The sequence below is a fragment of the Parageobacillus sp. G301 genome (assembly GCF_030268025.1).
Taxonomy (GTDB): domain Bacteria; phylum Bacillota; class Bacilli; order Bacillales; family Anoxybacillaceae; genus Parageobacillus_B; species Parageobacillus_B toebii.
On record NZ_BSDB01000002.1, the window covers coordinates 413,803 to 428,027 of the forward strand.

General features: G+C 40.3%; 11 protein-coding genes. 9 read left to right on the forward strand and 2 right to left on the reverse strand.

Annotation, left to right across the window (positions count from 1 at the left end; translation table 11 throughout):
* Positions 1 to 69: 69 nt before the first annotated feature.
* The 4 genes from QSJ37_RS10700 (at position 70) to QSJ37_RS10715 (ending at position 4,925) form a co-directional block, all read left to right on the forward strand.
* A complete protein-coding gene (locus QSJ37_RS10700; RefSeq protein ID WP_285755141.1) occupies positions 70 to 1,881 on the forward strand; it encodes a phosphodiester glycosidase family protein in 1,812 nt (603 codons plus the stop codon).
* Positions 1,882 to 2,116: 235 nt separating this feature from the next.
* The gene (locus QSJ37_RS10705; RefSeq protein WP_285755143.1) at positions 2,117 to 2,509 is read left to right on the forward strand and encodes a hypothetical protein; all 393 of its coding nucleotides are present in this window, start codon (positions 2,117 to 2,119) and stop codon (positions 2,507 to 2,509) included.
* Between the two features lie 252 nt (positions 2,510 to 2,761).
* Entirely contained in the window at positions 2,762 to 3,505 is a 744-nt protein-coding gene (locus QSJ37_RS10710) for a hypothetical protein (protein WP_285755144.1), read from the forward strand.
* A gap of 13 nt (positions 3,506 to 3,518) precedes the next feature.
* On the forward strand, positions 3,519 to 4,925 hold the full coding sequence (locus QSJ37_RS10715) for a S41 family peptidase (RefSeq protein WP_285755145.1): 1,407 nt from the start codon (positions 3,519 to 3,521) through the stop codon (positions 4,923 to 4,925).
* A gap of 125 nt (positions 4,926 to 5,050) precedes the next feature.
* Here QSJ37_RS10715 and QSJ37_RS10720 read toward each other — a convergent pair whose 3' ends face one another.
* Positions 5,051 to 5,932: an accessory Sec system S-layer assembly protein gene (locus QSJ37_RS10720; protein WP_062756085.1), complete on the reverse strand. Its 882-nt coding sequence runs from the start codon at positions 5,930 to 5,932 to the stop codon at positions 5,051 to 5,053.
* Between the two features lie 16 nt (positions 5,933 to 5,948).
* Positions 5,949 to 8,318, reverse strand: coding sequence for an accessory Sec system translocase SecA2 (gene secA2, locus QSJ37_RS10725; protein ID WP_285755146.1), 2,370 nt, complete (start codon positions 8,316 to 8,318; stop codon positions 5,949 to 5,951).
* Between the two features lie 248 nt (positions 8,319 to 8,566).
* On the opposite strand from secA2, the gene QSJ37_RS10730 reads away from it, so the two are divergent.
* The 5 genes from QSJ37_RS10730 (at position 8,567) to QSJ37_RS10750 (ending at position 14,203) form a co-directional block, all read left to right on the forward strand.
* Positions 8,567 to 9,649, forward strand: a complete 1,083-nt coding sequence (locus QSJ37_RS10730; RefSeq protein WP_285755147.1) for a glycosyltransferase family 4 protein — start codon at positions 8,567 to 8,569, stop codon at positions 9,647 to 9,649.
* 242 nt (positions 9,650 to 9,891) lie between these two features.
* Positions 9,892 to 11,004, forward strand: coding sequence for a DegT/DnrJ/EryC1/StrS family aminotransferase (locus QSJ37_RS10735; RefSeq protein ID WP_285755149.1), 1,113 nt, complete (start codon positions 9,892 to 9,894; stop codon positions 11,002 to 11,004).
* Between the two features lie 120 nt (positions 11,005 to 11,124).
* Positions 11,125 to 11,865 (forward strand): lipopolysaccharide biosynthesis protein, encoded by a 741-nt coding sequence (locus tag QSJ37_RS10740; protein ID WP_285756106.1) that lies wholly within the window; start codon positions 11,125 to 11,127, stop codon positions 11,863 to 11,865.
* Positions 11,858 to 12,871 carry a Gfo/Idh/MocA family protein gene (locus tag QSJ37_RS10745; RefSeq protein WP_062756092.1) on the forward strand — a complete coding sequence of 338 codons (1,014 nt, stop codon included), beginning with the start codon at positions 11,858 to 11,860 and terminating at the stop codon, positions 12,869 to 12,871. Before QSJ37_RS10740 ends, QSJ37_RS10745 begins: the two co-directional genes overlap by 8 nt.
* 18 nt (positions 12,872 to 12,889) lie before the next feature.
* On the forward strand, positions 12,890 to 14,203 hold the full coding sequence (locus QSJ37_RS10750; protein WP_285755151.1) for a nucleotide sugar dehydrogenase: 1,314 nt from the start codon (positions 12,890 to 12,892) through the stop codon (positions 14,201 to 14,203).
* The last annotated feature ends 22 nt before the right edge of the window (positions 14,204 to 14,225 follow it).

Here is a 14,225-nt window from a genome sequence, read left to right on the forward strand (position 1 = left end):
TTGTCGTATAATAAAAGACGTATGTCGAAAAAAATAGGCTGAGAGATTCGGAAAAGGGAGAGTTGTAAAGTGACGAGGAGACAAATCATCAAATTTTGCCTGGCAGTCATGCTTTGTCTCGTTTTCGGGAATGGGAATGTAATCAAAGCAGACGGAAATGTCGTATATTGGGAAGGGATGAAACTGGTTAAAGGACAAATTGGAAAACTAGAAATTGTAAAACCAATTAATCTATGGAAAAGAGAAAATGGAAAGCTTCAATTTGTTAGAATTTTAAAACCTGGTGAGCAATATCGGGTTTATTCATATGATTCCGCCTTCGGTGGGCAATATGGCGTTGGCGGCAACTATTACATAACTAATATGAAAGGATACATCATATACAAAACACCGCCGAAGGAAAAATTAAAACTAGTAAATCCAGAACGATATGGAGCAAAGCAATTATCGATCGGAACGGTCATAAAAGAATCTTCCTCCTCCATCGTAGCGGGAGTAAAAAAGTCAGAATTAGAGATTCAAAGTCCTCAAGGCAAGCAGCATGTTTATAAACTGGACGTCGAATTGTCGGACGAAAAGATTGCAATTGAAACGGCTTTATCAAACGAACAGGTGCTCGGGTTGGAGCCAGTTCTTCAACAGGCAAACCGTTATAACGGAAATGGACGCTATGTCCTTGGAGCAGTTAATGGCGACTATTTTAAAGCAAATGGCTCACCTGTTGATTTAATGGTCCATCACGGGGAAATTATTACAACGAATACGACTCCTGTTCAAGAACGAGTAATTTTTGGAATGAATTCTAATGGAAAGCCGATGATTGGGAATCCGGACGTAATGATAGAGATGAAAATTAATGGTGGAAACAGCTATCGGGTAGATTCAATCAACAAACCGCGTTTTGCCAATCATCTAGTTATTTACACTCCATATTTCTCCAGTTCCACACAAACGAATTCCCTTGGAACGGAAGTAGTACTAACGAATTTGCAAGGAAAATTAAATGGGAACGGCACATTAACGGGAACGGTAAAACAAGTAATTGTCGGCAAGGGAAACGAGAAGCTGCTTCCAGGCGAGATTGTTTTATCGGGGCATGGAAAAGCAAGTCAGTATTTACAACAAGCAAAAGAAGGAGATAGGATTGAAATTTCCATTCGTTATGACCAAGAAGCATGGGACGGTGTTCAAGAGGCGATAGGCGGACGATATCGTCTTGTTGCTAATGGAGCAGTTCAATCGTTTAATATTGCAGGAGCTCATCCTCGAACTGCCATTGGAATTGATCAGAATGGCAATGTATTGTTGGTAGTGGTGGATGGCCGAAATCCAAATCATAGTAATGGTGTCACATTGAACGAGCTAGCGAAATTGATGAAAGATTTTGGCGCAGTGGATGCGATGACGCTCGATGGTGGAGGATCTTCGACGTTTGTTGCACGTCAGCCCGATGGAAGCCTTGTTATTGAAAATAAACCGTCAGACGGTAAACCTCGCCCTGTAGCCAACGCGCTTCTTGTGATTTATAAGGAGAAAGCCGATCCGATTCCAGTTGGCTCGGAGGAGATGATCGATGATTTTGAACAGGCGGAAGGGCAATGGCTCGTTTCAGGGGTAGGCTATGTTTCCGCTGATGTTTCTGTCACGAATAAAATTGCGAGAACAGGAAACCGCTCTTTACAAATATCGTATGATTTTCGCGGCATGAAAGGAACTTCGGGCGTGTATGCCATCAAGAATGGAGGAATTTTGTTATTGGAATGTGGGTATACGGAGATGGCAACGGCCACTGGCTTCGTGCACAGCTTAAAGACGGTAGTGGAAAGCGGTTTTGGATTGATTTTGCAAAAAGCGTTGATTGGACAGGATGGAAATATGTAACGGCGGCGGTTCCTTCAAATTTAACGCTTCCGATTATGCTGGAAATACCAGTGCGATACATGGAAGTTAATGAAACAAACAAAAATACGGGAACCATATATGTAGATCATATAAGCGCGATTTACCGTTAAGAGCGGTTTATTTCCAAAATGAGGCATTTGCTTTTCATATTAGAATATGTGTATCATAAAACAGGACCCGTTTATGAATTTATAAGGAGGGATAAATTATTTATATGGATCAAGAGTTACTAAAGAAGCTGCAAAAAAACCCTCCTAAACTAATCGGAGGATATAAAAAACAAGGATGGGCAGTTAAAGTACTGGAGAAAATTGATAATAATGATGTAGAAGAAGAAGACGATAATGTAGTGATCGCTAAGGCCGTTCTGGAAGCGCGTGACTGTACGTATTATCCCGCTTTTCTTAGCATAGATTTATCACAAAAAGGAAAGATTGTCGGTCTGTATTTAATTTCAGAAAATAAAGACCAATTTGATTTAATTCCTTTTGAACTAGCTATGCCATTTTTGAATAAACCGAAAGAAGAATTAGTGCCGTTTCGGTATCGGACATTGGCGAAAATCGAAGGGGACGAGCAACAAGTAAATTGGCCGGATTTTAGCTAACAAAAGCTGACTCACTAGGTCGTAAGGCGCGACCAAAGAGTCGGCTTTTTTGTGTGAAAACGTTAAATTTTCGCTTTGACGTCATGATGACAGAAGCAAGCATTATCAAATTGTACAAGGAAATTAGTTGGAAGAAATAATAGTAATGATGAAATAGTAATAAAAGATAGAAAAATAGACAAATTACATATTCTATTTCTCTATGCTTTCTATTAAAATTAAATTATATTTTTATGGATAGTAGGTGAATAGATGATGAAAAGAAATCGGGGAAGACATTTTACGATATTGATTGCCGTTTTCGCGCTGTTCCTGCCTTTTATATTGGGAACTTTTGCGAAAACGACAGAAGCCGCTTCGCTTCCATCCATAGAGAGGTTGGAGAAACACGCTGCCCAGCTGGAACAAACGATGAAAGCAAGCCGTCTTTCCAAGCCTTATAGTCTTTACAATCAAGTGAAAAAAGATTATGAGGCGGCGAAAAAAGAGGTGGCGCGGATAAAAAACAAAACCGATAAGCAACGGTATTCCAAAAGACTAGCTAATTCTTATCGTACGATTCAACGGGCTTCCTATTATATTAGTGCCGTGGAAAGCGGAGAGCGGTTAACCGCTTTGACATCGCGGTTAGATCAGGCGCTTCGGTCAGGCGACTTAGATACGTTGTATGATATATATCCATCTTTTGATAAACAGCTGAAAAAGACAGGGATTTTGATTACGAAAGTTTCAGACACCGCTGTTCGGCAGAAAATGGTCAGAACGTTTCAGCGCCCAGCAGAAACGATGAAGCAACGCGCTTTTTTCCCTATCAATATAATGATAGCGATGGACAAAATTGTCGCCGCTTATGAGAATGGCGATATAAATCAGGCCGAACGGCTGCTTGCTTTATGCGAACAATGGCTGCCGAAAGTACAAGACGTTAATACGCGTAAACAGTTAGACATGTATTTTCAGGAATTGAAAGCGCCAGCTGTATTGGATATTGAATAAAGAAAGAAGGGATATGGACGTGAAAAGAATTAGCAAGTTAATTATCGCATTGTTTCTCTGTTTCTCTGCTTCGGCTGTGCTGGACGTAAGTGTCCGCGCCGCAGAACCTGTTTCACCAAAAGTATTGGATGAAGTGCGCCAAATTATTCGAGAGTATTATGTGGAACCGGTAAATGAACAAATATTAAAAGGAACTACGCCGCAAGAAATTGTCAAACATTTAGACCCATATTCTACTTATATGACGGCAAAAGAGTATGAAGAGTTTCTAAAATCTATTGATATGGAATTTATAGGAATTGGAATTATGATGGAAGAAGATGATTTAGGTATTAAAGTGATGTCTGTTTTGGAAAACGGGCCAGCGGCGCGTGCTGGGCTGCGGGCGGGGGACATCATTACAGAAGTTGATGGACAGTCCGTGGCGAATAATGCTAAAGAAACCGCATTAACCTTAATTACCGGTCAAGAAGGAACGGCTGTACATTTGAAAGTTTTCCGTCCATCGACGAACGAAACATTTTCGGTTTCCGTGACTCGCGAAAAAATTGACTGGCCAAACGTTGAATTCACAAAATTGGCGGGAAACATCGGGTACATTCGATTGTATAGCTTTGATATGAACTCTGTTAGGGACATTGAACGGGCAATTCGCTCTCTTTCCGGGGTAAAAGGATGGGTTTTTGATTTGCGTGATAATCCAGGCGGTTATGTGGAAGCTGCCCAACAAATCATAGGCTTTTTTCCAAATGCCAAATATGCGTTTCAGCTCCGAGACCGTTCTAATAAACCGGTAACTTATCGAGCGGTGACACAACCTATTCAAATGAAAGGGCCGATAAAAGTATTAATTAATTCCTCCAGTGCGAGTGCATCGGAGATGGTAGCTGCGTCGGTGAAAGAACAGCAGGCTGCTGTGTTGTATGGTCAGCGGACTTTTGGAAAAGGCTCCATGCAGGAAATGTTTGAGTTGTCGGACGGAAGCATGTTGAAATTAACGGTCGCGCGCTTTTTCTCGCCAAAAGGAACGCCTATTCATAACGTTGGAGTAAAGCCAAATATAACAACAGCGGTTAACAAGGAGCTGTATGCGGCGCATCGGGATTTACTTTTACAGCAGTTGAAAAGTTATCAGTCTTTTGGAAAGTTGCGAAACGCTCCAGCGGATAAGACATTTACCATTAAATTTTCTCGTCCATTGATGAATACTAGCACGAATGGAGTAAAACTATATCATATTGGTGGGCAAGAAGTACCAGTTACGGTTCAGATCCATAAGGGAACGCAGTTATTGGTTAAGCCAACTGAGAAGCTAAAAAAAGGAGAAAGTTATTTATTAGTCATTCATCCGACATTAAAGGGCAAAGATGGAGTGGTGATGAGAAAAGGCGCCTTTTTAGAAATTAGTGTAGCAAAATAAAGAATCTATGAATCTTTTACGCCTAACCTATGCATGAAAATATGGTTGTTTTCAGAAAGAGAATGAGAGAATAATATAAAAAACAAGGCTGCCCTGTCATGATTAGGGCAGCCTTGTTTGTGGCATTATGATTGCGGAGGATATACTTTCCATTTGGATAAATCAATATTTTCTTTTAATAGTAGATTTGATGGGAAAATAAACGTCCAAGGCTTGCTTGTGTTCGCTTTTACCTCAAAGCGTTCAAGACGGAACAAGCCTTTACATATAACTTCCCCAGAAGCGTCCTCCACCACTAATGGGATTTGCTCGAGCTGAATATGTTTATCACTGCCGTTGCGAATAAGCAACGTAACAATTAAGTCGCCCTGTTGATTTAGCTTCGCTTCTATTCCCGTGAAGTTAATTTCCCCAGCGGAAAGCGGCGGCAATGTTTCTATTAATTTTTGCAAATGTTCGCGCTGCTGTGCGGATAGTGATTGTTCCCAGCTTTCTTCTAAATCGAGACGATGCTGTAAAGAGTTGGGAGATTGCTTTAATTCAAACGCTATTTTCCAGTTTTCCGTCGGTATTTTATCGACAAGCTTATCTTCCGATGAGAAGAGAAATCTCCACGGTCTTGCCGTCATTGGCGGAAGTTCGCCAAAGCTATCCATGTCAAATTGTTTTCTGGCAATCGCTTGTCCGGTTTCATCTAGCAACAATAAAGTAATTTGTTCAAAGCGGACTGGTTTTGGAAGAGTGCTGCGTAAAAACGCCACGACGACAAACCCATCGTTATATTCAATTAGTTTCATTCCCGAAATAGAAATTTGATTATGTTTCAACGGTGGAAGCTGCTCATGATAAAACTGGTACACGTATTTTTCCTGAGGAGATAAGTCCCAGTCGGGATGAAACGATAACGTAGTCTTTAATTCCTCCTCTTGCTTCCTGCTTTCCTCCTGAACAGATGAGGGTTCAGGAGGAAGAGTATTCTGCTGTTTTCTTTTTCGTTTAAAAATCATAGAAATCCTCCTCTAATTAAGCGCGCTCGATATCAAATTGGCTTTTGATATAGTTCATCGCCTTAATAGCAGTTTCTGCATGAATGTTTTGCTGGAGGCGTACAAATTCATGATACGCTTCGATTTCGAAGGCGCGATATGGGTCTTCCTGGCCATATCCGCGCAAATGGATGCCATCTTTTAAGTCTGTCAATCTATTAAGATGATTAATCCAGTTAGAGTCAATAATTTGAATCATTAAACGTTTTAAGCGTAAAGTGAGCGCCTCGTCTTGTTTTAACGTAAGCAAATCAGATTTTAACGACTCGTATTCTTCCAAAACCAATTGTTTAATTTCTTCTTTTTCTGAGCCTTTGAAATCATCTATTGTTTTATTAAACTGTAAAAAGACAAAACTTAACTCTTCGTGAAGCCCTTTTATATTCCAGTCTTCGAAAAAGACATCCGACGGGCAATATTTATCGACTGTTTGCGTTACATAGTTTTCAATATGCTCGATCATTTTGAAAAGGACCTCTTCGTTTTGAAGAGCTAAAATACGATCGCGGATTTGATAAATGATCTTACTTTGCTGGTCAATGACAGAGTCTAATTTGAGCAAATGAGCCCGTGCCGAATAGTGGGCGTTTTCAATCGTTTCTTGAACCTTTCTGACAAATTTGATAGGGTCTGGGGAAATAATTAATCCGTTTTCATCGGTTTGCACTTTCTTTAACCATTTCTCCAATTCTTCTTGATCATAAAGGCGAAATAGGTCATCCTCTAGGGAAATAATGAATTGCGAAGAGCCTGGATCCCCTTGGCGACCGGCACGACCGCGTAGCTGCATGTCAATGCGGTTGCTTTCATGACGCTCTGTGCCAATGATATGCAATCCGCCCAGTTCTGCAACGCCTTCCCCGAGTAAAATATCCGTTCCTCTTCCTGCCATATTTGTGGCGATCATTACTTGTCCTTTTTGGCCTGCTTGTGCGATGATGCGCGCTTCATCCTCTTCTGTTTTCGCATTTAGAACTTGATGTGGAATACCGGCTTTGGTTAAATATTGGGACAATCGCTCCGACTGAGCGATAGACGTTGTGCCGATTAAGACAGGACGGCCAATTTTGTTCATTTTTTGTACTTCCGTTACAACTTTGCGGACTTTTGCTTCATATGTGCGATATACAAGGTCTTCCATGTCAATGCGCCGAGAAGGTTTGTTTGTCGGTATCGTTACGACACGAAGATGATATGTGTTCCAAAATTCATCTTTTGAAGGGGTGGCACTTCCCGTCATTCCGCACAGTATATCATACATTCGAAAATAATTTTGGATCGTAATTGTAGCCTGAACCTCATTTTCCTCAGTGATTTCTACTCCTTCTTTTGCCTCGATCGCTTGATGTAATCCGTCGCTAAATGTACGCCCATCCATTACGCGACCGGTAAATTGATCGACTAGCAGTACTTTTCCATTTTTTACAATGTAATCGACATCGCGTTTCATAATCACGAAAGCGCGCAATGATTGCATGACATGGTGCAATAATACTTGGTGTTCCACATCGTATAGATTATCAATCCCGAATGCTTTTTCAATTTTTGCGGCCCCTTCGTCTGTTAAAAATATTTGTTTTGTTTCAGGATATAATTCATAATCGACTCCGTTTTTAAAATGTTTAACAATTTGAGCGGTAATGCGGAATAATTCCGCTCCCATACTCGACTTATTAGCGATAATAAGCGGGGTGCGGGCTTCGTCAATGAGGATGCTGTCAATTTCGTCGATAATGGCATAGTGCAGTTTTCGCTGTACTTTATCATTAAGATCGTAAACCATGTTGTCACGCAAATAATCGAAACCAAACTCCGTTCCTGTTCCGTAAGTGATATCAGCCGCATACGCTTGTTTTTTTTGTTGGGGAGACATTTGCGATATGTTCAAACCGACAGTAAGTCCTAAAAATTGAAAAACTTTCCCCATTTGTTCGTAGTCGCGCCGAGCTAAATACTCGTTAGCTGTAATAATATGTACGCCTTTCCCTTCAAGGGCGTGCAAATAGCTCGGAAGAGTAGCCACCAATGTCTTTCCTTCACCGGTCTGCATTTCAGCGATATTTCCCTCATGTAACACAAATCCGCCGATAAGCTGTACGTCATAGTGACGAAGACCAAGAACACGTTTCGCAGCTTCCCGCACAACCGCGAATGCCTCAACTTTTAAATCATCGAGTGTATCTCCATCTTTTAAACGTTTTTTGAAATATTCGGTTTTCTCTCTTAATTGTTCATCCGTTAACGATGCGATGGTTGGTTCTAATTCGTTTACTTGCTGAACAAGTTTATAAAGTCGTTTTATATCTCGAGTGCTTTCGCTAAACAGCTCTTTTACTTTTGTTAACATGTTTTCCTCTCCTAATAAATTCATTCTTCCAGAAATTAATTATAGCACAACATACTAATAATACAGACAAAGGTAAAAAATACAAGTATCATTCTGGATTCAATTTATACACTAAAGTAAGTAAATTTCCTAAGACTGCCGAATGTTTTTAAGGAGAGAAGACATAAAAAAATGATTGATTTACTTGTTGTATGTGGTAACATAAAGATGATGTGTGTTACTATTACGCAAAGTTAAGGTGATTATTTATGAATACGCAAGCGGTTCTGGCATTTTTCGCTTCTTTAATAACGGTAATTGTGGTTACGCCTTTTGTCATAAAGTTCGCAGTCAAAATAGGAGCGGTGGATAGACCGAATGAGCGGAAAGTACACACACGGATTATGCCGAGGCTTGGGGGATTAGCAATTTTCATCGGTGTGGCCGTCGGCTACTTCGTCGGTGGAGTCTATAATCAACAAGTGACAGGGATTACTGTAGGGGCGATTATAATTGTAATTGTCGGCATGCTCGATGATTTATATGAGTTGTCGCCGAAAATCAAATTTTGCGGACAGCTTCTGGCCGCCCTCATTGTTGTTGCGTCAGGACTTAAAGTCGACATTTTAACGATCCCTTTTGTCGGTACATTTGACGTTGGATTGTGGAGCTATCCCATTACAATTTTTTGGATAGTCGGCATTACAAATGCGATTAATCTCATCGATGGCTTGGATGGTCTTTCCGCAGGCATTTCCGCAATCGGTATCGCTACGATTGCGACGATGGCCGGCATGGCTGATAAAATGCTGATTTTTACCCTATCCCTTATTATATTGGGTAGTGTGATTGGATTTTTATTCTATAATTTCCATCCAGCGAAAATTTTTATGGGAGATACCGGAGCGCTGTTTTTAGGTTATGCGATTTCCGTGTTATCCGTTTTAGGCCTTTATAAAAGTGTAACATTGTTTAGTTTTGTGGTTCCTGTCATTATTCTTGGTGTCCCAATTTTTGATACTACCTTTGCCATTATTCGTCGAATCGTGAATAAAAAACCAATTTCGGCGCCAGATAAATCCCATTTGCATCACCGTCTTTTAGCGCTTGGTTTTTCTCACCGCAATACGGTATTATTGATTTATGGTTTTGGCATTATTTTCGGAGTAAGCGCAATTCTTTTTTCTGCTTCGACATTATGGCAATCCATTCTCATTGTGTTTGTTCTTGCGGTTATAGTAGAACTTTTGGCAGAGTTAATTGGGCTTGTTAACGATCAATATAAACCTTTTATGACATTCATCCGCAAATTATTACGCGGCGGAAGAAAAGTATATGGAAATGATCGCTAACAATGATTGACAATAAAGTTGTTTTGTTTTCTTGCCGTTTGTGTCGAAAAGGTACAAACGGCTTTTTTGGGGAATAATAACTATTCGAAGATTATTGCCTTGTTTGATGAATGATATACGTTGTTTTTAAATTTTTCATCATTTCATTTAAACTTTGTCAAAAAAGCGTAATAATATCTTTGGAGAAGATGTGATAAACTAAACATGTTGAAATTAACATTATTTTTTTGGAGGAATTTTTTATGAAAGTACCAATGTTAGATTTAAGTGAGCAATATCAGCAGCTAAAGTCTGAAATACTTGCCGTTTTGGACGAAGTGATGAGCTCATCACGCTTTATTTTAGGTGATCAAGTAAAAAAACTAGAGAGTGATATAGCATCCTATAGCAACGTAAAGCATGGAATTGGATGCGGAAATGGAAGTGACGCGATACATATTGCTTTGCAAGCAGCTGGTGTAGGACCCGGTGATGAAGTGATTACGACAGCGTTCACCTTTTTTGCTACAGGAGGGTCCATTGTTCGTACTGGAGCAAAGCCAGTGTTTGTAGATATTGATCCTGTAACCTTTAATATCGACCCTAAAAAAATAGAAGCCGCTATCACCGAAAAAACAAAGGCAATTGTTCCGGTTCATTTATACGGACAGATGGCAGATATGGATGCAATTGTAGAAATTGCTCAAAAACATCAGTTAGCTATCATCGAAGATGCTGCGCAAGCGATTGGAGCAAAATACAAAGGAAAAAGTGTTGGTGAACTAGGAACCGCGGCTACATACAGCTTTTTCCCAACGAAAAACTTAGGAGCGTATGGAGACGGCGGAATGATTGTCACCAATGACGATGAGTTAGCGGAAAAGTGCCGCGTTATCCGTGTTCATGGAAGCAAGCCTAAATATTATCATCATATACTAGGCTATAATAGCCGTCTTGATGAAATGCAGGCAGCGATTTTAAATGTTAAGTTTCCGCATTTGAATAAATGGTCGGAATTAAGAAGAAAACACGCCGATACGTATACACGTCTGTTAAAAGAGAAGGTTGGCGATATCATCGTGACGCCGGTAGAGTCTAAAGATTGTTACCATGTCTTCCATCAGTATACGATTCGAGCGCCAAAACGTGACGAATTACAGGCGTTTTTGAAGGAAAATGGAATCGCAACAATGGTATATTACCCGCTTCCATTACACTTGCAGCCGGTGTTTAAAGATTTAGGCTATAAGGAAGGGGATTTACCGGAAGCCGAAAAGGCGGCGAAAGAGGCATTGTCGCTCCCGATGTTCCCTGAACTCAAAGAAGAGCAACAAGAATATGTTGTTTCAAAAATCGCTGAGTTTTATAAGAAGTAATAACATTGCACAAAGAAAACGTCGCCGCTTGTGTGCAGGGGGCGTTTTCTTTGGTTTGGTATTATTTATTTGATGCAATTTGTTTTATAATTGGGACTTTGTTAGTTTATGATAAGGATGGTGGCATTTTTGGCAACAGAAAAGCAGAAGTTCGTTCTCTATGAATACTTGCTGTTTTTTTGGAAAAAGAAATTTTGGTTTCTGTTTGTACCGCTAGCAATGGCGCTCATATCTGTGTTGGCGGGGCACCTTTTTTTGCATAAGTATAATTATACGGGAAAGGCGATTATCTTTACAGGTTCTGTAAATCTAAAAAGTTTAACGGATCCGAAAAATATTAGGGCAAATTTACCTCATGTCAAAAATAAGTTAGATATTGTTGTTACAGAGGATAAATATGTAAAAATTACCTTAAAAGGCGACGATAAAACTAGTGTACAAAACGAATTACGGAAGATTGTTTCCGAATATAATCATGATTTACAGCAACATTCTAAGCAGCGCTTAGATGTTACAAATGAACGTTTACATGAATTGGATGAATACAAAAAAGATTTGCAGTTGATAGTAGAGCACTATAACAAAAAACTAGATTCACAACAGTTAACGTTAGATCAGCTCGATAGCGCAGTTAAGGCGGAAGAAATTTTAACAGATACGATGGAAAAAGCAAGTCGGATTCGTAATAATTTAGTGTTTTATGAGGAACCATCTGTATTATCAGAGAACGTTTCTAAATCGAAAACATATACAGGGCAACTCATAGCGATTGGGGTTGTCTTAGGAATTTTCCTTACGTTTATCATTTTAATTTTGATGAAGTACGTACTCGATGCTAGGAGGTACTATCAACATGATTAAATTTGCCGTTGTCGGCATGGGCCATATCGCCAAAAAACATATCGAGGCGATTGAAAAAGCAGAAGGGGCAGTGCTGACTGCCGTGTGTGATACAAATCCGGAACGTTTGCGCGATTTTGACGGTAAAGTAAAAACATATACAGATATGGAAACGATGTTAAGGGAAAATGAGGATATTGATGTTGTTAATATATGCGTCCCTTCTGGATTGCATGCTAAATTAACTAAAATTGTTGCAGAGCATAAGCGCCATATTATCGTTGAAAAACCGATGGCATTAAAACTAGAAGATGCGGAAGAAATGATTCGTGTGGCAAAAGAAAACAAAGTGAAACTAGCCGTTGTTCATCCGAATCGTTTTAGACCGGCGATTCAGAAGTTAAAAGAAAAAATGGAACAGGGTGCGTTTGGAAAGCTGAGCCACGCGAACGCAACGGTGCGCTGGAACCGTAATCAAGCATATTATGATCAAGCTGCTTGGCGCGGCACGAAAGAGTTTGATGGCGGAGTGCTCATGAACCAAGCCATTCACAATTTGGACCTATTGCTTTGGCTAATGGGGCCAGTGGAAGCGGTGCAAGCTATGGCGGCGACAAGATTGCGGAATATTGAAACGGAAGATGTCGCAGCGGCTGTTGTTCAATTTAAAAATGGTGCGCTCGGTGTCATTGAAGCAGCAACGACGATTTACCCAAAAAATTTGGAAGAATCCATCGCTATTTTTGGCGAAAAAGCTTCTGTAAAAATCGGCGGCCGTACGGCTAATTTTATTGAAACATGGGATATAGAAGGCGTGTCCGAAGAGGAACGCGAGAAGTTGATCGACGAAATAAACAGCGATCCATTTGGAAAGCCTGGACATCAATGGATTATCGAAGATATGGTTCAGGCTATTCAAGAAGACCGTGAGCCAATTATAACCGGAGAAGATGGAATCGCTCCTGTCAAACTGATTTTAGCTATTTTAGAGTCGGCAGAAACTGGAAAAAGAGTGCTACTATCCTAAGGAAAGGAACGATGAAAGATGAGATATGATGAACTCTTGTTGAAAAAAATTGAAAATCGTGAAGCGGTGATCGGGGTAGTTGGATTGGGATATGTCGGTTTGCCTCTTGCGGTGGAAAAAGCAAAAGCTGGCTTTAAAGTGATCGGTTTTGATATTCAACAACATCGCGTCGATCAAGTAAATAGCGGAATTAACTACATTGGTGACGTCGTAGATGAAGACCTTCATGAAATGGTGAAAAAAGGTTATTTACAAGCGACAACAGATTATGCACGCATTGCGGAAGTCGATGCAGTGGCTATTGCCGTTCCAACACCATTAGATGAGCATCAACAACCAGACACATCTTATGTAGAGAATTCTGCAAATGAAATTGCCAAATATGCGCATGAAGGAATGTTAATTGTTCTTGAATCAACGACTTATCCTGGCACAACAGAGGAAATCGTGAAACCAGCGTTTGAGAAAAAAGGTCTAAAAGTAGGAGAAACGGTCTTTGTCGCGTATTCTCCAGAGCGTGTTGATCCTGGTAATAAATTGTTTAAAACGAAAAACACACCAAAAGTGGTCGGCGGTGTCACCAAAACGTGCACAAAGGTAGCAGCAGCGCTGTATCGTGCCGTTTTAGAAGGAGATGTTCATGAAGTATCAAGCCCAGCGGTGGCGGAAATGGAGAAAATTTTTGAAAATACGTTCCGTCATATTAACATTGCGTTGGCGAACGAAATGGCAATCCTTTGTGAGCGAATGGGCATTGACGTATGGGAAGTGATTGAAGCAGCGAAAACAAAACCATACGGCTTCATGGCGTTTTATCCAGGACCAGGTCTAGGCGGCCACTGCATTCCGATTGACCCATTCTATTTAACATGGAAAGCTCGCGAATATAACTACCATACTCGTCTCATCGAGCTTGCGGGCGAAATTAATAATGCAATGCCGGAATATGTGGTCAATCGAACTATGCAAATTCTAAACGAAGAAGGAAAAGCGCTACGCGGCTCGAAAGTAACGGTATTAGGGGTTGCGTACAAAAAAGATATTGACGATGTGCGTGAATCCCCAGTGTTAAAAATTCTTGAATTATTGGAACAACACGGAGCGGAATTTACAGTTGTTGATCCTTACGTTCCTTCGTTCCGTGCTTGCAATCGTGTAATTGAAACAGTGGAACTTACTCCAGAACTATTGCAACAGTCTGACATCGTACTTGTAACAACGGATCATTCTAACTTTGATTATGAAATGATTGCACAAAATAGCCCGGTTATTTTTGATACGCGCAATGCGTTAAAAGATGTAGAGAAGCCAAATAAATATGTAAAACTATAATCTTGTATGAAGAGGAGAAGGC